The sequence below is a fragment of the Peribacillus sp. NPDC097198 genome, assembly GCF_044762055.1.
GTDB lineage: Bacteria > Bacillota > Bacilli > Bacillales > DSM-1321 > Peribacillus.
In genome coordinates this window covers 86,726-111,515 of record NZ_JBIWDO010000011.1, presented here as the reverse complement: position 1 = coordinate 111,515, position 24,790 = coordinate 86,726, and the positions used below count along the sequence as shown (strand labels likewise).

The window sequence follows — 24,790 nt, the reverse complement described above, 5'->3', positions numbered from 1 at the left end:
AACCCTCATAAATTAAACCCTGGAGAAAAGAATATGCTTTTTCTAAATTCGGGACATTTTCAAATCCATAATTCCAGTCACTAGTATTATCTAAAGAAAATCTAGATATTATTTGATTTTCTTTAATTGAAAATGTAGGACCTATATTTTGATCATTATTAATATAACTATACCTACGAAGACTACTATCGTTTAGCATTGACCAGCCGATATTAGAGCAATTTATAAGCATATCATAAAAAGCTCCAACTGAATTAAATAAAGTATTCTCTCCTCCACTTAAACCTTGAGACTCACAAAACAATAAAGAAGTTTTTATAAATCCAATCGGTTCCAAAGTACCATCTGAATGGAGTTCTTGTTCTGAAGAAGTATTAAAAGCTTTATGACTTTGATCATGTTTATTTTTAGTTATGAGGTTAAATCCTTTTTTTGAGTAAAATGATTTATTATTGTAAGTACTAGGAATGTAGGCAGCTCCCAATCCTAAAGAGTCAGTAAATTGCTTTAAGGTTTCCTGGTTTACCTCCATATCCATTAACTCAAAGATTGCAAAACCATTATTTGAATAATCATGAATTAATTGATTTAAAGTAGAAGCATTGAAAATATCATAGACTTTCACTATATTTATATCTTTATTAGAGTATTTTTTTGTATATATATTTTCATGTGTTAACTTTTTAATAGTCACATCCATCTACAAATCTCTCCTTATTTGATACATAATTGTTTTCTACGTTACTTATTTTTATGTTTGCTATGTCTAAAAGATCTTTTTAAGAGTTTACATGATACACGTTATAAACACTCACCAAGAATAAGGTGCTGTCCCAGGTGTCATGAAAATGACTTTTGGGACAGCACCTTTATAATAATACAATTTTTTCTTTAGAACCATTAGTAATATAGTGAAGAGAAGAGAAGGTTACTGCAACCGCCAAGTAGAAATGAACACTTGCTTAACTAAAAATGCTGAATAAGACTGAACACTATTTTCCAGTAATGACGTGTCCTTTATTTGGAGAGGCGGGCATGATAGCCTATTTTGGCTGAGCCAGATAAACTTTTGGTGCATCTGGCTTCATGCTGATCATCTTGCCCGTAGAGGCTCCGTGTTAAGTGATAATGTGCATGTTCTAATTTCCAGTAAAGTTTTCATCTCAAATTAGCAAAAAGTCTTCGAATTTATCTGACAGTTACAGTTAGTTCACTTACATAGACATTAATATGGCTATTATGACGATGTTTTTTGCAACCACCTCTGTATATTTACAGAGAAAGATACTCGGTTGAAGTTTTAAAAATAGTTATATCATGAACTAATTCATCATCACAAAAGAGCATCCTACGATGCTCTTTTGTGATGATGCTAATTGTTAACTAATGCTAGTTCTTCAAAAGCTTTAATAGCTGCCTCGGCAACTTGAATATCATTTGGTACGCTACTGCCACTTACGCCGACAGCACCAATGACTTTTCCATCTTTAACGAGTGGGATTCCTCCACCAAAAACGACTATTCTTCCATTATTGGTTGTATTTAAGCCAAATAGTTCAGCATTAGGCGTAGTGGCATTAGCTAATGCTGATGTTGGCATTTTTAATGCTACAGAAGTCCAAGCTTTGTTTTGAGCTATACTTATACTGGCTAGCCAAGCGTCATCCATACGATGAACAGCAAGTAAATTTCCACCTTCATCTACAATAGAGATTACCATAGATAGATTAAGGTTATTTGCTTTTTGTTCTGCTGCGGCAATTAAATGCTTTGCTAATTTTAAATTTAATTTTTTCATGAGAATCCTCCTATTAATTCTTAAAATATAATGGATTGTTACACTAGTTCTTGATCAATCTTAAGGATGCTTTGTAACATTAGGTTACCGGCTTTTTCAATGTCATCAGCATGACTATATTCTTCTGGACAATGACTTTTTCCATCAATACTTTTAACGAAAATCATGACTGACTTTGCAATTGCTGACATATGTGCAGCATCATGTACGGCCATGCTCGAGAAAGTCATATATGGTTCAGACATTTCCTGTGCTGTTTTCTGGAGAATCTTAACAAGGTCGTAATCTAAAACAACGGGTTTTTGATTCAGGAAAACTTCCTGATAAACGTTTACTTTTCTTTTTTTAGCGATGGATTGCCAAATCTCTTGAATTGTTTTTATTGCTTTCTCTATTTGTTCTTCTGAACTTCCTCTTATTTCAAAGATAAAGTTAACTATTCCAGGGATAATGTTCGCTGTATTTGGAAATACATTCAATGTTCCGACTGTTCCGACTACACCATTGTCAATGTTATTACAATAACGTTCAATTGAAAGAATCATTTCTGCTGTAGCTGTTAGTGCATCTTTCCGATCTTCCATCATTGTTGTTCCAGAGTGATTGGATTCTCCAATCACTTTTACCTTACTTCGATACGTCCCAACCACTTTATCTATTACTGCCACGGCCATGTTGTTTCTTTCTAATCTCTTACCTTGTTCGATATGAAGTTCAATAAAAACCTTTTTACTTCTTCGCATTTCCTCCATTTTTGCAAATTGATTAAGATTCCCGCCAACTTTTTTAAGTTCCGAATGAAGTGAATTTCCTTTTGTGTCATAGATATTCTGTAATTTGTCAGCTGTTAAGCTCCCCACAAATGATCGACTACCAAAAGTGGATAGATTAAAATCGTTTGTTTCTTCTGCAGTAAAAGAGACAATTTCAACATCATGATTAAGCGTAATATTATGGTCAATCAATGTTTGTATTATTTCTTTTGCCATAAGAACACCTAAGGGTCCATCATATTCCCCTCCATTGGGAACAGAATCTAAATGGGAGCCGATAACAATGCTGCCTTTTTTCTTTTGATTTCCTTTTTTTATTCCCCATATATTGGCGGCACCATCTATGTTTACTTCTAATCCAATACTTTCCAATTCTTGGATAAATAAAGTTCGTACATCTTGGTCAGCTATAGAGAAACTAGGTCGTGTCACACCACCTTGAAGGTTTTTTCCATATTGTGCATATTTATGGATGTCAGACAATAATCTATTACTATTTATCTGAACATCTACTTTGTTTGTTAAATTCCTCAAGTGTTTCACCTGCAATTCTCCTAATCTATTTATCACCTATTACACCGTAGGAAGGGGCTTGTTCTGGTTGGATTGCTCTTGTTTTATAGTCTTCGGCTTGATGTTTATAAATATCCCATAGCTTTTTTAAATCATTAAGAGGATGGTCGCTGTCATCGACACGTAAATCTATATAAGCAAAAGGGATATCCGGTAGATAAACAAGAAGGGAGATGGAGCGTTCTTGATCTAACTCACCCCCCATGTCAAAACCAACTTCGAGTGATGCTATTAAGCGATCGGCTAGAGAAAGGTCTGTCCTTTTTATAAAGTAATTCCCCATCGCTGTTGGTATTACCGCAACACTTAAAAGATTTCCAATACATGCTACGTTTTTTGCATAAAATTCTCCGTGAATCCCGAGGGCTTTTTCACCAGTAAACACACTAGCTTCGCCATTAGAGTCTACGACAGCTAGTTGTCTAAACTCTGGAAAATCTGAGGCAATTTTCATTGTTCGAATTGCGGCATGTGCATTATAACCTTGCTCTAAAGTTGAAAGTCCAATGTCCGCTAGACGAGGGTCTGTTACATTTTGGGTTAGTACTATTCCTACATTGGATTTAATCCAAGGACATCTGGCTCCAACAGCTGGACTACTTGAGGTAACGATAGCGCCTAAAGCGTTTGTAGACTCGCAACGTCCTGCAATTGAAAATGTGCTAGTTATTTTCATGGAAAATCCTCCTTCCAATAGAAGCAAGAAATGATTACTTCTCTTTTATTCGTAAGTTCTATAAAATTTTTCTATTTTACTATTCTTTATCGCTAATTACGGCTTCAACATCAATTTCTACCAACATTTCTGGAAGTGCTAGGCCTTGAACGACAAGGCCAGTACTAACTGGATACACACCTTTAAAGTGTTTGGCAATCACACTGTATACTTCTTTTCGATAAGAACGATCTGTTACATAGGTAGTTAGTTTACAAACATCTTCCATCTTTCCGCCAGCTTCTTCAAGAAGCTGCTTTATACAACGACAGGCGTTTTCTGTTTGTTCTACAACATCATTTTCCCCATGAAAATTACCTTCTAAATCAAAAGCTGTTTGACCTCTCATATAAATATGATTTCCAGCACGGACGACCATACTAAATTCATTTGTTACATGGTGAGATTCTTCACCCATGTTGGAAGGATAAAATTTATTTGTCTCGAATTTATGGTATCGTTTAATTTCCATTAGATATTCTCCTTTCTATTTTCAGAGGCTATAAGTTTTTATAGGATAATGCGTAAAGTATCCCATCCAAGCAAATCTTGAGCTTGAGAATATCGACCTTCATCTAATAGCTGACGGATACGTGATGAAGATATCATTTTATTATCTATACATTTAAGAGGGGGTAGAACTTCCACTCTAAAATAGCGTCGTAAAACGTCATTATTTCCTTTTCGATCTTTACCGAACATAAAGTTAGGTCCTTCCCATATTTCAATTGGATGAAGTCGTTTTACTTCTTCAATAAATATGGGAACTTCCTGTCTAGTAAAAGCCTCGTTAAATTTTCCGATTATGACATGCTCAGCTCCTAAATGTTCAAGGAGCTGAAGTTTTTCTTCTAACGTAGTTAAAAGTGAACAATCGGTAAAATAGACTTTCGGAGGTGGATCAAAGGTATATACAACAAAGGGAACGCCAAGTTTTTTGGCGCGTTCTTTTGCTGTGTTTAATAGTAATTGGTGCCCTTTATGGATACCATCTAGCGCACCAATAGTAAGAATGGATTCGGGAAGCTTGATATTGCCTGGATCATGAATTTCCACTGGACACCGTCTCCTTTCGGATCCCATTCGATTCCTAGGCGCTAGTCACGGGGATAGAGGGGGTTAAGTCTGCTGCTTTACGAACTAATTCACGTTGTTTCTCCATATCGAAATTAGTGAAAGCTGCTAGTTGTTGTGCGAATGGAGGACTTTGAGCAAATAGTTCAAAGGTTGTTCTGTGACCTGCATAAGAGGAATTTAATAAGTCTCTCGCAAAGTACAATAACTTCCCTCTTTCTTGTGCACCCCAATCGCCCACAGCGTAATATTCATCGATATAATCTTTGATGACGGGATCAGACATAGTATTGTAGTCCGGTGTAACAGCTAATTGGCCGCCTACTAGTTCTCTAGTTAAATGTGCCATGGCAGGGAATTGTGATAAAGCGAATACTCTACCGTTATATAGGAGTGATTGATTTGGCATCATTAATCCGCCAGGACTTTGTTCTGCATTTGCGACAGCTGCTGTTAGAAAAGCATTGATTCCTTCTCTATAGCCAATTAGTTGAGAGAGCTTTTCTTTTACTGCTTGCAATTGTGTGAGCCCTGTTTGTTCTACATTTAATGCAGCTGTCCCAATTAAATAATCAGCTCTTCGCAACATTCTAAGGACGTAGTTAAAAGCTGAGTAACGATGTAGCGTGGAACGGATATAGGCGGCAGATGCTAATGAGCGATGAAATAAGACATTTTCCCAAGGGATTAGGACGTGATCAAAAATGAGTAATGTGTCGATTTCTTCAAATTTTGTAGAGATTGGATAGTCTGTAGGGTTTTTATCTTGACCAAGAGAGGTACGACAAATATGTTTTAATCCAGGAGAGCCCATGTCGCAAATGAAGCCGCATGCAAAAGGTGCCATTGTATCTTCACCGGCATTCCAATCTAATATAGTGGGTTTGACGAATGCTTGATGAGCATAGGCAGCAGCAGTCTCAAATTTAGCCCCTTTGACGATAATCCCTTTATCATTTTCTTCCACGACATGAAGGAGTGTACCGCCATTTTTTCCAGCAAATAATTTACTTCGATCCCCTTTTGGATCTGTATTGGCTGATACATGGAATAAATCTTTTCTTGCTACACGATCGATATGGTATTCGATATTTTTAGCGTAGGTCGGATCAATTTCATTCAATTTATCCTTAGCATCGTATAATGACCACATTTCGCCAATTGTTTCATCACCGACTCGATAAACAACTCCACCAAGGTCATCAAGAATGGTTTCTACATGTGTGCGGATGGCTGATAGATCATCTTTTGTCGTTGGGGCTTTGTACGCCCGTGAAACTATTTCGCCGTCTTTTAATGTAGTGGTTAAGATGTTTTTATGATGTGGCTCATATGCCATGTCATACATTCTGGCTTTTACATCAACAATTGGTTTAAATGCTGGATGTTCAGCTACGTTTGTAACCTTTTCGCCGTCTATGTAGACTTCACGGCCGTCATTTATAGTTTCTTTGTAATCTTTTCCTGTCATTAAAGTCATACTGTCTCCTCCTTCGGTTTAAAAGTTTCTTGTTTTAGATGTGTAAATTCACCAAATTGACCTTTAAGGTAGAGTAATGGATTTTCTGTTATCGACTTAGCTGAATGAACTTTTCCTAAAAAGACAGAATGTGTACCTCCAGACATCTCTTTATGCAGTTGACATTCAATTTGAGCTACTACGTTAGGTAAAAGAGGATTTCCCAAATCGCTATATGAGTATACAAGGTCTTCAAACTTGTCAGTATGGGATTTTGAGAATTTTAATGCTAAGTCTCCTTGTTGCTTTCCTAAAATATGAACATTAAACGATCCGGCCTCCATAATAGCTTTTTGTGTTCCGGTATTTTGATTGACACAAATAAGAAGCATGGGAGGATCCAATGATACGGAACAAACAGCGCTTGCTGTTAGACCGTAATCTTTTTTATTATGTCGTACTGTAATAATAGAAACACCAGTTGCGAAATTACTTATTATGGGTTTAAAAGTTTCGGAAGTAACATTGCCTGTTGCTTGGTTAGCACTCATGTACGTTTTTCACCACTCTTTCCATTTATAATTATTTAAGGAATAATTCTCTAATTGTTCCTTAAATTAAATATATAAAATTCTGAAAATACAGTCAATATAATTCGTGTTAAGTTTATTAATTTTTAAATGTCATAAAAATTAACAAAATTATTTTATATGTTATAAAACATTACAAATATGATTGACAAAGCAGTTTTGAAGAAGTATAAATAATTTAAGAATATTTCCCTTTATGTTCCAATATTGGAATATACAATCTGGAAAATCTGCATCAACAGTACTTATAGCCTATTTGTAAAGGAGGTTGTTTATTTTCCTGTTTTGTAAATAATGTTATTAAATATTACATGTTTAGAGTGACGCTAGTTAATACAGCAGTTTGTGAAGAATTCTACTAAATCTAATGATTTTCAACCTTCTCTGTATTTCAGCTATAGTAAAAAGTGGATTCGTGGTCGGTATATTTCCTTTTACGAATGATTTAATTTAGAGGGGGATGAAAGAATGAATAAATCTTTTCTATTCATAACATTGATTGTATTACTGCTAATTAGTGCCGGTTGTCAATCTAGTAGCTCTTCAACAGAAAAAAAGACTGAAAATTCAGTCAGTCATGAAGAGGAGCTTAGTATCGCTTTCTCAACGTGGGTTGGGTATGCTCCTTTCTATATTGCAGAGGAAAAAGGATTTTTTGAAAAAAATGGTGTGAATGTTAAGATAACGCGGATTGAAAGCTCATCAGATCGTTTGAGTGCATTAGCAGCTAATAGAATACAAGGAATTGGTGGAACGATTGATTCTCAGGTAGTAGCTGCGGCACGTGATATCCCACTGGTGCAAGTAATTAGTACGGAAGAATCAAGTGGTGGTGATGGTATTGTTGCCAAGAAAGAGATTAAAAGTTTTAAAGATTTAAAAGGTAAGAAGGTAGCTGTACAGACAGATGGAGGAGCTAGTTTCTTTTGGTTTAATTATTTGCTGAAACAAGAAGGTATGAGCATGGGTGATATGGATATCCAAAGTATGAGTAGTGGCGATGCGGGTGCAGCGTTTATCGCAAATAAAGTAGATGCAGCTATTACTTGGGAACCGTGGTTAACGAATGTAAAGAATACAGATTTTGGCCATGTGTTAATGACTAGTGCAGAAACACCTGGAATCATTGCTAGTTCCTTTGCTCTTCAGCAAGATTATGTAGAGGAAAATCCAGATCAGGTAAAAGGTTTTGTGAAATCTTGGTTTGATGCCATTGAATACTTCAAGAAAAATGAAGAAGATGCTATTTCGATAATGGCAAAAGCAATGGGACAAACTGATGGGGAATTTAAGGAAGCTTTAAGTGGCGTTACTCTATACGATAAAGAGAAAGCACGCGAATACGTTGGTACAAAAGAAAATCCAGGTCAACTTTACGAATTAACAAAATTGGGCGCTGAATTATGGACAGAACAAAAGATTATTGATAAAGAGCCGAACATTGAAGATTTAATAGATTATTCTTTTATTGAATGAAGGAGGTGGTAGACATGCAAAGGAACAAGATCTTGGACATGGATACTGTCATATTAGAGGAATCTGTGAAGACGAAAAAGAAGAAAAAGAAAAAATTCCGTTATTTTGAACCGCAAAAACCGATACCCAAAAGCTTATATTTTAAATTGACTATGAGTAGCTTCATCTTATTGCTAGGCATCTGGTCTTTATTGACCTATACAAATATTGTAGATGCACTGTTTTTACCAACACCCACAAGCATTATAACCTCTGGTATTACTCTTTTTACACAATTTAACTTTGTAAATGATATCTTCGTAACGTTTAGTCGGGTACTTGTAGGATTTGGATTAGCGTTACTAATTGGTGTCCCCCTTGGCATCTTCGTGGGAAGCTATAAAGTAGTAGAAGCCTTTTTTGAACCTATCATTTCATTTGTGCGTTATATGCCTGTTTCAGCATTTATCCCCCTCTTCATCTTATGGATTGGTGTAGGTGAATTAGAAAAAATATCCGTCATCTTTTTCGGTAGTATCTTTTCCATTGTGTTAATGGTTGCAGTAGAAGTTAGTGGTGTTCGCCGTGAATTATTAGAAGCTGCGTATACACTGGGTTCTTCTAATATAGGTGTTTTACGATCCGTCATATTGCCAGCCTCGATGCCCGGTATTTTAGATGCAATTCGCCTCGTTTTAGGATGGGCATGGTCCTATATCATAGTTGCTGAATTAATTGCGACGGCTTCAGGTATTGGTAGTGTCATCATTGAATCACAAAGGATGTTTCGAATTGGCAATATCATTTTTGGGATATTAACAATTGGTATGCTTGGACTACTATCGGATTTAATCTTGAAATTTTTTGGTAAAAAAATGTTTTCTTGGAATTACGGGAGGTGAGGAGATATATGGAGATTTTAGTGGATGTAAAAGATGTTAGAAAAGTGTATGAAGGAACTGGTAAGAAACCCGATGTCCTCGCTGTAGATACCATTAACTTAAAAATAATCAAAAATGAATTTATTACAATTTTAGGACCTTCTGGTTGTGGGAAATCGACATTGTTACGGATGATTGGAGGGTTAGAAGAACAAACAGAAGGTGCAATCTACTTGCAAGGGGAAGAAATTATTGGACCTTCTGCTAATCGAGGGATGGTGTTTCAGGCGTATTCCTTGTTCCCTTGGCTCAACATAGAAGAAAACATTCAATATGGTTTAAAGATCAAAGGAATGGATCCTCAGGGAAGAAAAGATATTACCAAACGATATATTGAGCTAGTAGGCTTACAAGGTTTCGAGCATCACTATCCAAAACAATTATCAGGAGGGATGCAACAACGTGTGGCTATTGCTCGTGCCCTTGCAAATGATCCCGAAATCTTACTATTAGATGAACCATTTGGGGCACTTGATAATCAAACGAGATTGATTATGCAAGAGCTACTCCTTGAAATATGGGAGAAAACACATAAAACGATTTTATTCATTACACATGATGTAGAAGAAGCTATTTTTCTTGGTAGTCGTGTTATCACAATGACATCAAGACCAGGAAGCATTAAAGCAGATATTCCGATAAATTTAGAGCATCCTCGTTCTTATAAGATTAAAACAGAAGGAGAATTTCTTACTTTGAAAGCACAACTGACAGAATTAATTCGAGATGAAAGTTTGAAAGCAATGGAATTAGAAGTTAAATAATAAGGGGGAATATACATGGTAACGAAAGAGGATTTTATGGTTGAGTTTAATCAAATTAAACAAGAGCTTAAGGAACATGCACACGTGAGGGCTTTGGAATTCTGGACAAGGGAAGATCTTACGCATGAGGAAGTATTTGAAGCTATTAGGGAGAGAGATTGGCTTGAAATGCAGTATGTTATATTCCTCGGAACAGAGATCATTAAATACTGGAACGAGTTTGATAGAGAGATTGTTACAGCTTTATGTAGACATATGCTAGAAGAAGCAAATCATTATGAAATTCTTAGTCGTGTTTTAGAAAAACATGGTTATAAAGCACCTGTTGCAACTTCAGAATTGAACAAAGGGTGGGAGGAAATACATTGGGCAGCCCTTGAGAAAGATGCAGTTTGTGCGATTGCTGTTTGGAACTGCTCAGAGACATCCACGACAACTACACATGATGTCGTTATTGAAAGTTGCAGACGGATTGGTTTGGAGGATTTAGCGAAGTGTTATGAAAAGATAAAAAAGGATGAAAATTTCCATGTGGGATTAGGAGAAACCATCATTGCAAAGTACATGGTTACAGAAGAACAAATTATAAACGCAACGGAAGGAATTCGTAGTTTTCGAGATGAAATGATGAAGTTTTATAATGATATTTATGAAACCAATAATCAAACTGTTTGAGAATTTTTAAATACTAAGTAACTCTAAATGGTTCAATCTGTTGAAACCCTTTAGGTATAAATAATATGAAAAGGAGAAATGTGTATGTCGAATGTTACGTATTTAAATCCCATAAAGTTTGAAAATATGGAAGCGGAACGTAAGCATCGGAAAGAAAGACTTGCAGGTGCTTTTCGACTGTTCTCAAAGTTTGGTTTTAGTGAAGGTGTGGCAGGACATATTACTGTACGAGATCCAGAATATACAGATCATTTTTGGGTAAATCCGTATGGTAAGCATTTCAGTGAGATTACTGTATCTAATTTGATTCTTGTAAATGAAAATGGTGATATTGTGGAAGGAGAAAAATCATTAAATGGAGCAGCATTTGCTATTCACTCTGAAATTCATAAAGCTAGACCAGATGTTATAGCTGCAGCTCATGCACACTCCTTATATGGAAAAACGTGGGCTTCTTTTGGAAGATTATTAGATCCAATCTCTCAAGATGCGTGCCAGTTTTACAACGATCACGCGCTCTTTGATGACTATACAGGATTAGTGTATGAAACGGAAGAAGGGAAGCGCATTGCAGAAACATTAGGCAAGTATAAGGCGCTTATCCTGAGAAGCCATGGCTTACTTACAGTGGGGGAATCTGTTGATTCAGCAGCTTGGTGGTTTATTACAATGGAACGATTATGTCAGTCGCAAATATTAGCAGAATCAGTTCAAAAACCAATATTGATTGATGAAAAAAGTGCTTTAATAGCTGCTGAGCAGACTGGAACAGAGTATGAAGGATGGCTTAATTTCCAACCTTTATGGAACAAAATTGTAAAGGAAGAACCTGATTTATTGTTGTAAAGTAAGTTTCGTGAAAATGGTGTGTTTTTAATTTTTTTGTATATTTTGGTATAATAATTTAAATGAGAAGGCTTCTTTCTAAATGTATTTCAAGTAATATTGATATACATTCAAGAGAGGGTGCCTTTTTTAACTATAATGACTATGTGAATGTTGATATGCATAGTGATTAGAGGAAGGCAGGGAAAGAAAATTGATAACAAGAGCCGGGATAGTTGGTCCATCTAGTACAGTAAAAATGGTAGTAGAACTTGCAGAGGATTATAAGGACCGTTTACAGGTCATTCCTTTTATTTATAAGAATCCTGAAGAAACAACATCCATAATACAACAAAAACAAAGTGAAGTTGATATTTGGGTGCTTGGTGGACCAGTTCTTTATCCTTTTGTAAGAGCAAGTGGGTCTAACCAACCTTTTTTCTTTCTTCAATTGGATGGTGCGAGTTTGACAAAGGCAATGATTGAAATCGGTTATAGTGATCAGCGACATTTGCAAAATATGAGTATAGATATTATACCTAAACGTGATGTATATGAGACTTTTGAAGATCTTAATTTGTCGAGTCAATCTATTTATTCTCAGGAATTTCATGAGGGTATTTCTATAGAAGAGCTACTTGATTTTCATAAAAAATTATATAACGAAAATAAAGTAGATACTTGTTTAACATGTTTGTATGCTATATTTGAAAATTTACAATCGGAAGATATACCTTCATATTGGATCACACCTACACGTACTAATATTCGTGAAACATTAACAAATGCGATTCAATATTGGGAAACAAAGTATTTTAAGGAATCTCAAATTTCCGTTATTTTGATTAAGATTACTGATGGAGAAGAAAATGATAAACTTACATTATCTTATAATCAGTATCGATTGAATTTACAATTACAGTCAGTCATTGTTAATTTTTCTGAATCTCTTTCAGGTTCAATTGTAAACCTTGGAATGGGTAGCTTTATCATTTTTTCAACGAGAGGCTCTTTACAGGAGTCATCAGAACATGTAGTAGACTTATTGGATAAGGTCTCATTAGTAACCGACTATCCTACACATATTGGTATTGGATATGGTGATACAGCCTTAGCAGCAGAGAAGCACGCAAGAATAGCCTTACTTAATGCGCAAACGTATGCTTCTTTTTGTGCATTTCTTGTTGACGATCAAGGAATGATAGAGGGACCCCTTCAGGAACAGGAAAGCATCTCTTTTAGTTATAGAATAGAAGACCGAGAAATGAGTGGAAAACTTAAACTGTGTGGGGTGACAATTACTACATTTAATAAGATATTGTCAGTTCAAAAAAGAACCGGTAATCATTCTATAACAGCATCACTTCTTTCAGAATGGCTAAAAATGACGCCAAGAAATGCACGACGTATACTTAATAATTTGGTAGAACAAGATATGGCTGAAATAATTGGAGAAGAAGCTCCCATATCAAAAGGACGACCACGGAAGATATATAGGATTAATAGTATGTAAACTATAATTTTCAAAACTACTAGGCTACTTGAAGAAGTTGACCTTTATATTCTCTTCTTACCGCTTTCATATATAAGAGTGCCCCGGCAAGTCGCCGGGGGGGGGGATATGTCTGGAAAAAATATAAATAAAAGTAATGAATTGGAGATAGAAAAGCTGCTTATCCCGTATGATGCGACAATTCCATGGTTTACGCTATCTTTAGGTTGGGATATTTTTAAAGAATAGCAGAGACATTCATATAGTAGTTACTTATAAATGCAAATGTCGTTTGTTTAGACTCATATGGGTACAAATTCAGATTGCTGGCTGTTTCTTGGCAGGCCGATGTCAGCCATGGTAAGTAACCCTGGTTTTCGAATCGCATCAATTTGTTTAGCTGTATTAATAACCATGGAGGCAGTAGCAGTATCACCGAATACTCCATTTGGTATGATTAATCTTTGTGTTTCGTTTCCTTCAATTATAATCTCATCCTCTTGGTTAATTCCTACAGACATGTTCAAGTCCAAGCAGATTTCCTTTCCGGTAGAGGTCAAAGCTCTTGATACTTGGTGTAGCCCACTAACCGCCCCTTTTTTTAGAGACGTAAGTGGAACGGTTATATCTTCGGTGGCAATTGTTGGCTCAATGGTATTATTTATACTGGTAAGTTCCCAATCTAGCCCATATGCAATTAATCTAACAGATTCTTCAAGCCCAACATGCCCGATCTTATCCTGTTCAGCCAGTGCCTCAAATTCTCCTTTTGTCATACCGATTCCAACTTTTCTTTGTAAGGGGAGGCGGCGTTTCGAAACATCCACTTTACGATTGACAAGGACTCTGTTTACCGTTGTAACAACCGTTGAAAAACAGATTGCCATGGTATCCATGATGAAACCTGGATTAATGCCAGTCCCGATGACACTGAGCCCTTTGCTCTTTGCATATATATCTATCTCCTTTGCCAGCTCAGGATAGCGCTGCCACGGGAAAGAAAGCTGTTCACAGGTAGAAACCACTGAGAACCCATGATCTAAAAGTTCCTTGATTTGTGGCCAAACGTGGTTTGCATTGGAACCGGTCGCATGAAGGGCAATTGGATGCTCTACACTGGTTTTTACTTCATGAATACTGGAGACCACATGTACATCCATTTTATTTTCATTTATGATCAGCCCAATATCCTTTCCAACCTTTTGGGGATCAATATCTACAGCACCAATAATCGATTGAGGATTTGTAAGATATGCACTACGCAGAATTTCCATGCCGATAGGACCCAAGCCAAATACGGAAAATTTCGAAATACCACTTACCATTTATTTATCATCCTTTCAAATGTTGTATAACCAAATGCTAACATTGAAGGGAACATAACAAAAATAGTAAATTTTTATATACATATAAACCTTGATTATAAAAGGGACAAGTTGTACTTACTTTAGTTCTTTATCCTTATAACTCACAACGAAGCATTGGATTGGAGGGTATGTATGATTTGATTTATCAAGAAAGGTGTATGTTCGCTACTTTTCCAAACAGCTGATATTGAGCTAGACAGATTCATATTTTCGATGTTTAAGGCCTTCACCTTTTTAGCCCCTAACAAATCAATCATATCTTTGGGCATGAGGGCAACACCTAAATTATTCGAAACTAGGTTTGCAATCGTTAATAGCTCAGATCCTTCACATAATTTTTTTGGAGAAAACCCAGCAATCGAACATGCCTTTTCCAAAAGAAATTGAAGAGAGTGGGCTTGTACTGCATGATAATGAATAAAGGGTTCATTCTTTACCTCAGTTAAATGTATGGATTCTTTTTGAGCTAACCGGTGTTCAAAAGAAACGACTAATTGCAATGGAGATTTGTTGAATTCAATCATATTTAGCCCTTCATTTGTCAGTATATTGGCATGTATGGGTGTTCGGATAAAACCAATTTGATATTTTTGCTGTTTGACTAGCTTGACTGCTCTTGCGGAGGTTGTCTCTTGAAGATCCACTTCTACTTCAGGAAATTCAATACGTATCTTTTTCAATAAATTTGGTATATAAATACTTGCTGCTGATGGTATTGTGGCAATTTTTATTTTTGGTTTGGGGACAATTTTGTTTTCAACGATATTGCTAACTGTTTTTTCGATGTCATCGAAGGAAGGAGCGAGCTTCTTGTAGATATATTCCCCTTCTTCAGTCAATGTGATTTTTCTTGTTGTGCGATTTAGAAGCTTAAAACCTAATTGTTTTTCAAGTGATGAGATTTGTTGGCTTAAGCCAGGTTGGGAGATATGAAGGACCTTGGAGGCTTTGCTGAAACTAAGGTGGTTTGAAACCTCAATAAAATAACGTAGGGATAGGAAATTGATAAAATCACTCCTTTTGTTTAAGTGGTATCAGAATAACTGGATACAGCCAATAAGAAGGTATTTTATAATCAATAGTTATAAGTTTATAACAATAATATATTTCTCAAATGCAAGAGTCAATATTATCTTTAAAGAAGGATGTAAAAAAACTGAAAATTTAGTAAAATATAAAGTTGGTTAAAAAACGCGCGTTTATGACTGTAAGGATATGGGTTAAATTCCCATATGTAAAATGAAGGAAATTAGAGTTGGTCACAGAATACTATTAATATCGTCGCATTTAAAGATGATGAAATTGAAAAAGGAGGGATTTTTGTGAAGGGATGTAAAAGCCTTTTTTTATTCGGAATGATCATGTCCTTACTACTTATTACTGCTTGCAGTAAGGGGAATGAAGGGGCCTCTGGAGACGAAAGACAAAACTTGAGTCTATTAACAGGTGGGACTGGTGGTACATATTACCCACTCGGTGGTCAGATCGGAAATATCATCACGGATAATACCAATGCGAATATTACACCACAAACCTCCGGGGCTTCTGCAGAAAACATGGAAACCTTAAGAGCTGGAGAAGCTGAGATAGCTTTCTCGCAAACGGATATTGCTGCATATGCAGTTGAGGCCAAAGAAATGTTCAAGGGGAACCCAATTGATAATATCCAGGCAATTAGCTCTTTATATCCAGAAACTGTACAGCTTGTAACAACAGCTAAAAGTGGGATTAAATCAGTGGAAGATTTAAAAGGAAAGAAAGTATCGGTCGGTGCCCCTGGATCAGGTGCATATATTAATGCCATGCAAATTCTAGCACTTCATGGGTTAACGGCTAAAGATATAAAAGCCCAAAACCTCTCCTTCGACGAGTCAACGGACGGAATACAAGCTGGGAATATTGATGCAGCATTTATAACAGCAGGTACTCCAACTGGTGCAGTAGAGGCACTTTCTGTTCAAAATGATATTGTTGTCCTACCAATTGCGGATGAAAAGATTAAAGAGTTGGTTAAGAAATATCCTTATTATGCGGAAGATACCATTCCGAGCGGCACGTATAAGATTAAATCAGATGTAAAGACCGTTGCCGTGAAAGCCATGTTGGTTGTAAGAAAAGACATGGATAAAGACTTGGTGTACGAAATGACTAAGGCTATTTATGACAATACAGACAAAATCACGCATGCAAAAGGAAAATTAATTACGGCAGAGACGGCACTTGAAGGATTAGGGGAAATGGAGTTGCATCCTGGTGCAGCTAAATATTTCGAAGAAAAGGGAATTACCAAATAAATGCTACGATAATCGATAGTTCGCTATCGATTTCGTTGTTTCTTGAAGTTTGGAGGTTTCGATGAGCAGCAATTTTTTTAAGAGATTCGTGTTTTTTATTATCCCTCTATTTCTGTTCAGTGCTTTACTTGGTTTCATACCATATAAACAAGTCCTTGCGTTTTCCTATCAAGATCAAGAAGAGTTGTTGGCTTATTTACCTTTGAAAAGAGAAAAGACGTTTCAAATAGAGTATACACATTCCATTCACCTCTCGGACGTTCTTGAAACCTATCAGCTATCAAGGGACTCCATTAAGCAAACCGAGCTGGCATATGAAGACTTTGCTGTAGGCATGCCTTCTAATGCAGAGGGAGAGGAAGTCTTTGAAGAAAAAGACGGTGTATATCATATCAAAAATATGAATCGAACATTTGAATATATTGATTTAAGAATAGGGCAGGTTGGAGCCAATCATCGCTTAATCTATAGAAAACAAACTGTATTATTATCACGATTTATTAAGCCGGGAACATGGATCAGAATTTCAACGAAAAAAATTTCCTTTTGGGAGCAATTGGATGGGGTGAATATCAATGGATGATGATAAAGGAAAAGTGCAGTACTTAACGGAGGAAGAGCAGCAGAAACTTTTAGAGAAATACGATCCTGAAGCAGGGACGAGGAAATTAAAAGGCATATTGGGGTATATTGCTTTTTTTGGTCTCTTAGCATTTTCTTTATTCCAATTGTATACAGCCATCTTTGGGGTTTTTACAGCACAAATTCAACGGACGATTCATTTAGGTTTCGCGCTATCTTTAATCTTTTTATTATTTCCTGCAAATCGGAAGAAACGCCAAAAAGGCAAGCTTCAAATAGCATGGTACGATATGATTCTAGCAGTATTAAGTATCGGAGTCGGAGCGTACTGGCCCTTGTTTTTCGACGATTTGGTCATGAATGTCGGTCGTTTAGGTACGTTGGATTTCACGGTTGGTTTACTGGCCATTTTACTGGTGTTAGAGGCAACGAGGCGTGCAGTAGGGATACCTATAACGACAATAGCGGTGCTATTCATTTTATATGGTCTATTTGGTCAATATATGCCTGGTTTCCTTTCGCATCGCGGTCTAACTTTTGAACGGATGGTCCAAACGATGTTTTTCTCTACAGAGGGGATTTTAGGAACACCGCTGGCGATTTCATCTACCTTCATTTTCCTATTTTTACTATTTGGTGCCTTCCTTATACGAACCGGGGTTGGTCAATATTTCAATGATCTCTCAACTGCGATTGCAGGTAGAAGAGTCGGCGGACCTGCGAAGGTTGCCATTTTTTCAAGTGCATTACAAGGAACAATCAGCGGTAGCTCGGTAGCGAATGTTGTCACTTCAGGGTCATTTACGATTCCCATGATGAAAAATCTGGGTTACAAAAAGGAATTTGCTGGGGCAGTAGAGGCATCTGCTTCAACAGGTGGACAATTAATGCCACCGATAATGGGAGCGGCAGCGTTTCTAATGGTGGAGTTTATTGGGAATGGCATCACGTATTGGGATATAGCAAAAGCAGCCACCATTCCAGCCATTCTTTACTTTACAGGGATTTGGATCATGACCCATTTTGAAGCAAAAAGGCTTGGATTAAGGGGATTGACGAAAGAAGAAATGCCGAACAAGAGAGAAGTGATAAGAAAAGTTTATTTATTGATACCAATCGTTGCTATCGTTCTCCTACTGATGTCGAATATAACAGTTACACATGCCGCATTGTATTCCATTCTTATCTCGATTATTGTAGGGTTCATTAACAAAGATGTACGGATGAAATTTAGTGATATCATTCATGCCCTAGTAGATGGGGCTCGAACGGCATTGGCAGTAGCGGCTGCAACGGCTAGTGCGGGTATTATCGTAGGGATTGTCACAAAGACAGGGCTAGGTCTAAAGCTGGCGAATGGATTAATCGATTTGGCTGGTGGCTACTTAATACCAACACTTATGCTTACAATGGTCGCGGCCTTAGTATTGGGAATGGGGTCACCGACAACTGCTAACTATGTAATTACCTCTACCATTGCGGCACCTGCCATCATTTTACTGGGTGTACCGGATTTATCCGCGCATCTATTCGTTTTCTATTTTGGGATTATTGCAGATATAACACCACCAGTGGCATTAGCCGCTTTCGCAGCAGCCGGGGTTTCTGGTGGAGATCCCTTAAAGACGGGGATCCAATCGTCTAAATTAGCCATAGCGGCCTTTATTATTCCTTACATTTTCGTACTATCCCCACAAATGCTGATGATTGATTCAACTTGGATGGAAGTGGTATGGGTCGTTTTTACGGCAATGACTGGAATGATTGCTATCGGGGCCGGGGTCATCGGTTATTGGATACGCGGAATGCATTGGTTAGAAAGATTCCCAGCCATTATTATCGGCTTACTATTAATCTATCCTGAAACCATTACGGATATCATTGGATTAGCTTCCTTTGCCGTCTTGCTTGCTTTCCAATATTTCAAGAAGCAAGACAAAAGGAATATGCCGACCATTTTAGATAATAATCATAATATTTAGGTAATGGACTGAAGACACTAGACGGTGGCTTTTACCCAACTACATCATTTATCAGTTAAGGAGGTGAGTGTGTAATATGAGGTTGAGCCACCGTCTTTAATTTATATAGTTTATAATTTTGATGTTTAAAAAGTCTGAAGTCTACTTGAGTTATCTCCATGATAAACATAGGAACTGTCTCCAACTTTAGAATCTTAACCAGAAGAAAGGTATAGGTTTTTCTAAGTGAACAGGATTAATATCCGTTTTGAAAGGGGACTTTATATGACCTATTTTAAGAGTTTAATTATAGCTGTTTTCAGTATCTTTTTAGTTGTCTCTACCGTTATTGCAAGTGTGCCCGGGGTAGATAAGTCAATGAAGCAAGGAACAAAAAAGGGAATCGTTTCGGTTTCCCATCCCATAGCAGCGGAAGCTGGTAGAAAGATTTTAGAGCAAGGCGGAAATGCTGTTGATGCAGCAGCAGCCATTCAGCTGTCATTAAATGTAGTGGAACCGATGATGTCGGGAATTGGCGGAGGGAGTTTCATCATGATTTACAGTAAAGAGGAAGATAAAATTACGATGATTGATAGCCGTGAAACGGCTCCAAAAAACGTTACACCTAAACTTTTTCTAGATAAAAACGGAAAAGTTGTACCTTTCAGTAAACGTCATATTACAGGAAAGGCGGTAGGGGTCCCTGGAACTTTAAAGGGAATGGAAATGGCTCTTGAGAACTATGGCACGATGAGTTTATCAGAAGTAATAAATCCTGCAATCAAACAAGCGGAAAAAGGAGTGAAAGTAAATTGGTCCGCAGCTCAATATATTGATGAAAATAAAGCGAAGCTTCTAAATAATCCTGCAGCTGCCAAAGTGTTCATTCCCGGGGGAGAACCATTAAAAGAAGGTGATAAGCTCATCCAACCGGATCTTGCCAAGACATTCAAAATTATTCAGAAACAAGGGCCGGATGCACTTTATTCAGGGGAAATCGGTGAAGCGCTTGTCAAGGAAGTTAAAAAACGAGAGGGCGTCATGACCACGGATGATTTGAAAAGGTATGAGGCGAAAGAAAGGGAACCGATTCGATCGAATTATAGGGGATTTGAAGTCGTGGGTGCCGCTTCGCCGAGTTCAGGTAGTTTGACGGTCCAACAAATTTTAGAATTGATGGAAGGGTATGATGTGAAGAAGATGGGAATTAATTCCCCTGAATATCTTCATTATTTAACGGAAGCCATGCATTTGGCATTTGCTGACCGTGCAGCATACATGGCTGATGAAGATTTTTATGAAGTTCCTAAAAAAGGGCTTTTAGATGAGGAGTATATAAAGGAAAGAAGAAAACTAATTAATCCTAATAGATCAACTGCAGAAGTAAAAGAAGGAGATCCATGGGAATATGAAGGAAAAGAACCTTCTTCCATGCCAACTGTGGTGGAGAATCATCCTGAAGGTCAAACCACCCATTTCTCGGTGATGGATAAGTGGGGGAATATGGTGTCATATACGACTACGATTGAACAAGTGTTCGGTACTGGCATAATGGTACCGGATTATGGTTTCATGCTAAATAATGAAATGACAGATTTCGATGCTACACCGGGGGGCGTTAATCAGGTAGAAGCAGGAAAACGCCCTAGAAGCAGTATGTCACCAACTTTTGTCTTAAAAGATGGAAAACCTTTTCTTGCCTTGGGCTCTCCTGGGGGAGCTACCATTATTGCATCCGTGTCTGAGACCATCATGAATGTAATCGATCATGGGCTACCAATCCAAGAAGCCATCTTATCACCTCGTATATACTCAGCGAACTATCCCACTGTTCGATGGGAGCCGGGAATTGAACAAAATACAAAATTGGAGTTAATGGCAAAAGGTCATGTCTATGAAGAAAAACCTCAGCATATTGGAAATGTGCAGGCCGTCGTATTCGATTATGAAACGGGAAAAATGTATGGTGCGGCGGATAATACGAGAGAAGGAACAGTTCTTGGAGTAGATAAGGGATACTATAAGTCGAAAAAAGCTCCAGAAATTAAAGAAGAGAAGCCAGGTCCATTCACATTAAAAGTAAATGGTGTACCTTTTCCGTATACAGCTAAACAAATGAAGATAATAGATGGTAAGCCTTATATTCAATCGGATAAATTGCTACTTGGTTTAGGCGTAATAGGCACAAAAGATTTAAAGACCTATAAACCAGATCAAAAATCATTCCTACCCGTTTTAAGGGTCGGAAAAGTAACAGGATTTAAAGTGGAGTGGAACGAAGAAGATAAAGTAGTATTATTGGAAAAGGATCCAACTGATTACGAGGATATAGACGATGATGGGTCCATCACCAACTAAGTTTATTAAGAAACCCTCCATTAAAGCCAGCCATGCTTTTATGGAGGGCTTTTTCATGCCCAATGATAAGGAATGGGTTCTAGTAACATGGTCATATAATTGTCCAATTTGAAAAGGAACAAGGAGCAATGAAACAAGGGGGACGATCACTAATTCGTTTTGTTTTTACCTTTGGTGGATAATGTATATAATACGGGTAACAACCAATTGAAGGGAGACTTATTATGAATGAATATAAAGTGACAGTGAAGAATGGAAGTATGGTAATTCTGACGGATGTTATCAAAGCTGAAGATGAAAGGGAAGTTCTAGGTACACTATTGATTAACAGTGAATTGTTCAATCAATCATTTACCGATATTAATATTCTAGAGCGTTAACATAAAATACAGTAGGTGATAGTATGTGTGGACGGTTTACCCTTTTTACGGGCATTGAAGAAATCATTGATCGCTTTGATATACAGGCTGCTTTTAATGAAGAGTACCATGCAAGCTATAATGTAGCTCCGACGCATTCCGTTCTATCTGTCATTAATGATGGTAATAAGAACCGGTTAGGGTATCTCCGATGGGGATTAATTCCGTTCTGGGCTAAGGATGAAAAAGTTGGCTACAAGATGATAAATGCCAGGGCCGAGACAATTGCCGAGAAAGTCAGTTTCAAGAATGCTTATAAAAAGAAACGGTGCTTGATTCTTGCCGACTCCTTTTATGAGTGGAAGAAGGATCCTGAACGTAAAATACCAATGCGGATTAAACTTAAGAATAATGATCTATTTGGAATGGCAGGTCTATGGGAATCATGGAAATCACCGAAAGGTACGGTTTATTCTTGTTCAGTTATCACCACGACGTCAAATGAATTGATGACAAGCATTCATGATCGTATGCCTGTCATTCTTAATCCTGAAGATGAAAAGGTTTGGCTGGACCCAACCATTCAGGATACGAACTATCTCCAACAATTCCTAAAGTCTTTTGATGCCGAACAAATGGAAGCGTTTGAGGTATCATCAGATGTGAATTCTCCTAAAAACAATTCTTCCAACCTAATAGAACGGATTTGTTGAGAACTTTTATTATGTAAAACAATATACGGCATATTTTGATAGAAATCGGTCCATAACAATTCTAGCCTATTGAATTGCTGAAAAGTTGATATAGTTGACAGAAAAAATAAATAATTATCATGCGACAATCCGGTTTAAACCGGTAGTGTTTTCTGTTTCAATAAGATAAATGGGAGTTTAGATCATTACTACATTCATCATTCATATCTAGTTAATTCAACCTTAACTCTTGCAGTTAGGGTTTTGTTTTCGCCTATGTAGTAAAATTCAAATCAAGGATGTTCACTGTAATTTAGATACCACACACATATTGAAATGAGTTGTATATGGGACAAGCCTTTAAAATACACTTAGGGAGAACCTCATTAGAATCTTCAAGTGTAACTCCTTTACTTTTGTTAGAGGATGGAAGAGGAGACGGGGCTATTTCCAGTGATGGTAAAATCATGGGCACCTATCTTCATGGCATCTTTCATAATCGTCTGTTTACTAGGTCTTTATTCGATCAAATTTGTCGGGAAAAAGGGTTGGATGGTGTAGAGGATAATGTGCAAAGTGATTCAGAGTGACGAGAGGAAGCGTATGACCTCTTGGCTGCCCATTTGGAAGAAGATATTGATATGGATACAATCTATCAATGGCTGCAAATCGAAAATTAAAAATGACACCTGGAAATATAGATGGTTACATACTCTAGCAGAAGAGAGTCTAGAGTATGTAATTTTGTAATGGAAAGAGCTCTGTTGCCTATACATAGATATAAAACGTTTTATTTTACTGATAGCTTAGTGGTTCTTGGTTATGTAAAAGTAAGTTATGCAGCTTATCAAGTTCTTGGCTTATATGTAAAGTTTTTGGAGCGGTGAATCCATGGTTTAAAGCTGTATAGATTAATTCCTTCCTCAAAATTTCTATTTTTGTATGTAGTAGTTCCATACTTTCCAATGAAAATCCCTCAAGTTCTTATACTTTTTTGTCATGTATCTATTATTACATAAATTAGGATGACTTGCCGGTATTTTGCTTCAAATTGATTTCTACCATCAAAATGCATAAAATAAGGATTAAATTTCCTTTTTTCGGCCATATTAAGTGACAGACCTTTAGTTAATATGGTATGGTGTGTTTTCTACATACTTTATAGAATTAAAAGGATGAGGTGTTTTAATATGAATAAAACAGAATTAGTCACAACTGTAGCAGCACAAGCAGAATTAACAAAAGACGACGCTAAAAAAGTAGTGGATGCATTGTTTGAGACAATCACGACTACGCTAGCTAAAGAAGAAAAAATTCAATTAGTTGGATTTGGTACATTTGAAGTACGCGATCGTGCAGCACGTACTGGTAGAAATCCGCAAACAGGTGAAGAAATACAAATTGCAGCTAGCAAAGTTCCTGCATTCAAAGCGGGTAAAGAATTAAAAGAAGCCGTAAAATAAGGGGTTCCCTTTATTTTCAAATCTCTGGAGTTAGTTAGTCTCCAGAGATTTTTTTGTTTTTTAATTGCTACATAAGTGGATTTTATTGATTTAGAGCATAAAAACAGGCCCTGATTTTCAGGGCCTGTTTATTAGTTTAATTAAAGTTTGTTTACGTTTGTTGCTTGAGGCCCACGTTGACCTGATTCTACTTCAAATTCAACTTCCTGGCCTTCTTCAAGAGATTTATACCCTTCCCCTTGAATAGCTGAGAAATGAACGAATACGTCGTCTCCATTTTCACGCTCGATAAATCCAAATCCTTTGTCACTATTAAACCATTTTACTTTTCCACGTTCCATTTAAGTACCTCCTAGCATGGTAAAACCTGCATTATTATCTTACATCATTATAATATCCATTTTAAAAGCATTTAAACTTAAAAAATAAATTTCCTTCAAATAAAGGTAGATCATTTCTTTACTTTTTCTTCTTATGATGAAGTATTTTTTTGAACGTTATAAAATGAAATGTAATAAATTCCATTCGTAACTGATTTGATAAGTGGTTTAACACCATTATAAAATGTAAACGTTGCCTT

General features: G+C 36.8%; 26 protein-coding genes. 14 read left to right on the top strand and 12 right to left on the bottom strand.

Going from position 1 to position 24,790, the window contains the following annotated elements; all coding sequences use genetic code 11:
- The 8 genes from ACIQXQ_RS17590 to ACIQXQ_RS17555 all read right to left on the bottom strand — a co-directional run.
- Positions 1-700, bottom strand: a 700-nt coding sequence (locus ACIQXQ_RS17590) for a TauD/TfdA family dioxygenase (protein WP_402959201.1), incomplete at its 3' end; no start/stop codon positions are given.
- A 672-nt stretch (positions 701-1,372) separates the two neighbouring features.
- Positions 1,373-1,798: a GlcG/HbpS family heme-binding protein gene (locus tag ACIQXQ_RS17585; RefSeq protein WP_402959199.1), complete on the bottom strand. Its 426-nt coding sequence runs from the start codon at positions 1,796-1,798 to the stop codon at positions 1,373-1,375.
- A gap of 38 nt (positions 1,799-1,836) precedes the next feature.
- On the bottom strand, positions 1,837-3,114 hold the full coding sequence (locus ACIQXQ_RS17580; RefSeq protein WP_402959197.1) for a Zn-dependent hydrolase: 1,278 nt from the start codon (positions 3,112-3,114) through the stop codon (positions 1,837-1,839).
- A 16-nt stretch (positions 3,115-3,130) separates the two neighbouring features.
- Entirely contained in the window at positions 3,131-3,820 is a 690-nt protein-coding gene (locus ACIQXQ_RS17575) for a DUF1028 domain-containing protein (RefSeq protein WP_402959194.1), read from the bottom strand.
- A 79-nt stretch (positions 3,821-3,899) separates the two neighbouring features.
- On the bottom strand, positions 3,900-4,331 hold the full coding sequence (locus ACIQXQ_RS17570; protein WP_402959192.1) for a RidA family protein: 432 nt from the start codon (positions 4,329-4,331) through the stop codon (positions 3,900-3,902).
- Between the two features lie 38 nt (positions 4,332-4,369).
- The gene (locus ACIQXQ_RS17565; RefSeq protein ID WP_402959190.1) at positions 4,370-4,915 is read right to left on the bottom strand and encodes an FAD synthetase; all 546 of its coding nucleotides are present in this window, start codon (positions 4,913-4,915) and stop codon (positions 4,370-4,372) included.
- 34 nt (positions 4,916-4,949) lie between these two features.
- Positions 4,950-6,413, bottom strand: coding sequence for a 4-hydroxyphenylacetate 3-hydroxylase family protein (locus tag ACIQXQ_RS17560; protein WP_402959188.1), 1,464 nt, complete (start codon positions 6,411-6,413; stop codon positions 4,950-4,952).
- Entirely contained in the window at positions 6,410-6,943 is a 534-nt protein-coding gene (locus tag ACIQXQ_RS17555; RefSeq protein WP_402959184.1) for a flavin reductase family protein, read from the bottom strand. The genes ACIQXQ_RS17560 and ACIQXQ_RS17555 overlap by 4 nt, the downstream gene beginning before the upstream one ends.
- Positions 6,944-7,450: 507 nt before the next feature.
- Here ACIQXQ_RS17555 and ACIQXQ_RS17550 point away from each other — a divergent pair.
- The 6 genes from ACIQXQ_RS17550 (at position 7,451) to ACIQXQ_RS17525 (ending at position 13,155) form a co-directional block, all read left to right on the top strand.
- Positions 7,451-8,458 (top strand): ABC transporter substrate-binding protein, encoded by a 1,008-nt coding sequence (locus ACIQXQ_RS17550; protein ID WP_402959182.1) that lies wholly within the window; start codon positions 7,451-7,453, stop codon positions 8,456-8,458.
- A 14-nt stretch (positions 8,459-8,472) separates the two neighbouring features.
- The gene (locus ACIQXQ_RS17545) at positions 8,473-9,339 is read left to right on the top strand and encodes an ABC transporter permease (RefSeq protein ID WP_402959180.1); all 867 of its coding nucleotides are present in this window, start codon (positions 8,473-8,475) and stop codon (positions 9,337-9,339) included.
- An 8-nt stretch (positions 9,340-9,347) separates the two neighbouring features.
- Entirely contained in the window at positions 9,348-10,142 is a 795-nt protein-coding gene (locus ACIQXQ_RS17540) for an ABC transporter ATP-binding protein (protein ID WP_402959178.1), read from the top strand.
- Positions 10,143-10,157: 15 nt separating this feature from the next.
- Positions 10,158-10,817, top strand: a complete 660-nt coding sequence (locus tag ACIQXQ_RS17535; protein WP_402959175.1) for a hypothetical protein — start codon at positions 10,158-10,160, stop codon at positions 10,815-10,817.
- Between the two features lie 84 nt (positions 10,818-10,901).
- A complete protein-coding gene (locus ACIQXQ_RS17530; protein WP_402959173.1) occupies positions 10,902-11,663 on the top strand; it encodes a class II aldolase/adducin family protein in 762 nt (253 codons plus the stop codon).
- 193 nt (positions 11,664-11,856) lie between these two features.
- Positions 11,857-13,155: a hypothetical protein gene (locus tag ACIQXQ_RS17525; protein ID WP_402959171.1), complete on the top strand. Its 1,299-nt coding sequence runs from the start codon at positions 11,857-11,859 to the stop codon at positions 13,153-13,155.
- Between the two features lie 281 nt (positions 13,156-13,436).
- Here the strand turns inward: ACIQXQ_RS17525 and ACIQXQ_RS17520 are convergent, their stop codons facing one another.
- Positions 13,437-14,459: an NAD(P)H-dependent amine dehydrogenase family protein gene (locus tag ACIQXQ_RS17520; RefSeq protein WP_402959169.1), complete on the bottom strand. Its 1,023-nt coding sequence runs from the start codon at positions 14,457-14,459 to the stop codon at positions 13,437-13,439.
- Between the two features lie 143 nt (positions 14,460-14,602).
- Positions 14,603-15,508: a LysR family transcriptional regulator gene (locus ACIQXQ_RS17515; protein ID WP_402959210.1), complete on the bottom strand. Its 906-nt coding sequence runs from the start codon at positions 15,506-15,508 to the stop codon at positions 14,603-14,605.
- Between the two features lie 315 nt (positions 15,509-15,823).
- Here ACIQXQ_RS17515 and ACIQXQ_RS17510 point away from each other — a divergent pair, with 315 nt between their 5' ends.
- The 7 genes from ACIQXQ_RS17510 (at position 15,824) to ACIQXQ_RS17480 (ending at position 23,337) form a co-directional block, all read left to right on the top strand.
- On the top strand, positions 15,824-16,795 hold the full coding sequence (locus ACIQXQ_RS17510) for a TAXI family TRAP transporter solute-binding subunit (RefSeq protein ID WP_402959167.1): 972 nt from the start codon (positions 15,824-15,826) through the stop codon (positions 16,793-16,795).
- A 61-nt stretch (positions 16,796-16,856) separates the two neighbouring features.
- Entirely contained in the window at positions 16,857-17,378 is a 522-nt protein-coding gene (locus ACIQXQ_RS17505; protein WP_402959164.1) for a DUF1850 domain-containing protein, read from the top strand.
- On the top strand, positions 17,371-19,359 hold the full coding sequence (locus tag ACIQXQ_RS17500; protein ID WP_402872552.1) for a TRAP transporter permease: 1,989 nt from the start codon (positions 17,371-17,373) through the stop codon (positions 19,357-19,359). Before ACIQXQ_RS17505 ends, ACIQXQ_RS17500 begins: the two co-directional genes overlap by 8 nt.
- Before the next feature lie 264 nt (positions 19,360-19,623).
- Positions 19,624-21,696 (top strand): gamma-glutamyltransferase, encoded by a 2,073-nt coding sequence (ggt, locus tag ACIQXQ_RS17495; RefSeq protein ID WP_402872555.1) that lies wholly within the window; start codon positions 19,624-19,626, stop codon positions 21,694-21,696.
- 224 nt (positions 21,697-21,920) lie between these two features.
- Complete coding sequence (locus ACIQXQ_RS17490; RefSeq protein ID WP_402959161.1) at positions 21,921-22,076, top strand: hypothetical protein; 156 nt, start codon at positions 21,921-21,923, stop codon at positions 22,074-22,076.
- Between the two features lie 23 nt (positions 22,077-22,099).
- On the top strand, positions 22,100-22,768 hold the full coding sequence (locus ACIQXQ_RS17485; protein WP_402959159.1) for an SOS response-associated peptidase: 669 nt from the start codon (positions 22,100-22,102) through the stop codon (positions 22,766-22,768).
- Positions 22,769-23,094: 326 nt separating this feature from the next.
- On the top strand, positions 23,095-23,337 hold the full coding sequence (locus ACIQXQ_RS17480; RefSeq protein ID WP_402959157.1) for a hypothetical protein: 243 nt from the start codon (positions 23,095-23,097) through the stop codon (positions 23,335-23,337).
- Between the two features lie 205 nt (positions 23,338-23,542).
- On the opposite strand, the gene ACIQXQ_RS17475 is transcribed toward ACIQXQ_RS17480, so the two are convergent.
- Positions 23,543-23,704 carry a Spo0E family sporulation regulatory protein-aspartic acid phosphatase gene (locus tag ACIQXQ_RS17475; RefSeq protein WP_402959208.1) on the bottom strand — a complete coding sequence of 54 codons (162 nt, stop codon included), beginning with the start codon at positions 23,702-23,704 and terminating at the stop codon, positions 23,543-23,545.
- A gap of 233 nt (positions 23,705-23,937) precedes the next feature.
- On the opposite strand from ACIQXQ_RS17475, the gene ACIQXQ_RS17470 reads away from it, so the two are divergent.
- Entirely contained in the window at positions 23,938-24,210 is a 273-nt protein-coding gene (locus tag ACIQXQ_RS17470; protein ID WP_402872569.1) for an HU family DNA-binding protein, read from the top strand.
- A 140-nt stretch (positions 24,211-24,350) separates the two neighbouring features.
- Here ACIQXQ_RS17470 and ACIQXQ_RS17465 read toward each other — a convergent pair whose 3' ends face one another.
- The gene (locus tag ACIQXQ_RS17465; protein ID WP_402872572.1) at positions 24,351-24,551 is read right to left on the bottom strand and encodes a cold-shock protein; all 201 of its coding nucleotides are present in this window, start codon (positions 24,549-24,551) and stop codon (positions 24,351-24,353) included.
- Positions 24,552-24,790: the final 239 nt, after the last annotated feature.

Excerpts from the sequence above, each read along its gene's own strand:
- ACIQXQ_RS17585 (WP_402959199.1), bottom strand. The coding sequence starts at position 1,798 with ATGAAAAAATTAAATTTAAAATTAGCAAAGCATTTAATTGCCGCAGCA.
- ACIQXQ_RS17575 (WP_402959194.1), bottom strand. The coding sequence starts at position 3,820 with ATGAAAATAACTAGCACATTTTCAATTGCAGGACGTTGCGAGTCTACA.
- ACIQXQ_RS17570 (WP_402959192.1), bottom strand. The coding sequence starts at position 4,331 with ATGGAAATTAAACGATACCATAAATTCGAGACAAATAAATTTTATCCT.
- ACIQXQ_RS17560 (WP_402959188.1), bottom strand. The coding sequence starts at position 6,413 with ATGACTTTAATGACAGGAAAAGATTACAAAGAAACTATAAATGACGGC.
- ACIQXQ_RS17555 (WP_402959184.1), bottom strand. The coding sequence starts at position 6,943 with ATGAGTGCTAACCAAGCAACAGGCAATGTTACTTCCGAAACTTTTAAA.
- ACIQXQ_RS17550 (WP_402959182.1), top strand. The coding sequence starts at position 7,451 with ATGAATAAATCTTTTCTATTCATAACATTGATTGTATTACTGCTAATT.
- ACIQXQ_RS17545 (WP_402959180.1), top strand. The coding sequence starts at position 8,473 with ATGCAAAGGAACAAGATCTTGGACATGGATACTGTCATATTAGAGGAA.
- ACIQXQ_RS17540 (WP_402959178.1), top strand. The coding sequence starts at position 9,348 with ATGGAGATTTTAGTGGATGTAAAAGATGTTAGAAAAGTGTATGAAGGA.
- ACIQXQ_RS17535 (WP_402959175.1), top strand. The coding sequence starts at position 10,158 with ATGGTAACGAAAGAGGATTTTATGGTTGAGTTTAATCAAATTAAACAA.
- ACIQXQ_RS17530 (WP_402959173.1), top strand. The coding sequence starts at position 10,902 with ATGTCGAATGTTACGTATTTAAATCCCATAAAGTTTGAAAATATGGAA.
- ACIQXQ_RS17520 (WP_402959169.1), bottom strand. The coding sequence starts at position 14,459 with ATGGTAAGTGGTATTTCGAAATTTTCCGTATTTGGCTTGGGTCCTATC.
- ACIQXQ_RS17505 (WP_402959164.1), top strand. The coding sequence starts at position 16,857 with ATGAGCAGCAATTTTTTTAAGAGATTCGTGTTTTTTATTATCCCTCTA.
- ACIQXQ_RS17500 (WP_402872552.1), top strand. The coding sequence starts at position 17,371 with ATGGATGATGATAAAGGAAAAGTGCAGTACTTAACGGAGGAAGAGCAG.
- ggt (WP_402872555.1), top strand. The coding sequence starts at position 19,624 with ATGACCTATTTTAAGAGTTTAATTATAGCTGTTTTCAGTATCTTTTTA.
- ACIQXQ_RS17490 (WP_402959161.1), top strand. The coding sequence starts at position 21,921 with ATGAATGAATATAAAGTGACAGTGAAGAATGGAAGTATGGTAATTCTG.
- ACIQXQ_RS17485 (WP_402959159.1), top strand. The coding sequence starts at position 22,100 with ATGTGTGGACGGTTTACCCTTTTTACGGGCATTGAAGAAATCATTGAT.
- ACIQXQ_RS17480 (WP_402959157.1), top strand. The coding sequence starts at position 23,095 with ATGGGACAAGCCTTTAAAATACACTTAGGGAGAACCTCATTAGAATCT.
- ACIQXQ_RS17475 (WP_402959208.1), bottom strand. The coding sequence starts at position 23,704 with ATGGAACTACTACATACAAAAATAGAAATTTTGAGGAAGGAATTAATC.
- ACIQXQ_RS17470 (WP_402872569.1), top strand. The coding sequence starts at position 23,938 with ATGAATAAAACAGAATTAGTCACAACTGTAGCAGCACAAGCAGAATTA.
- ACIQXQ_RS17465 (WP_402872572.1), bottom strand. The coding sequence starts at position 24,551 with ATGGAACGTGGAAAAGTAAAATGGTTTAATAGTGACAAAGGATTTGGA.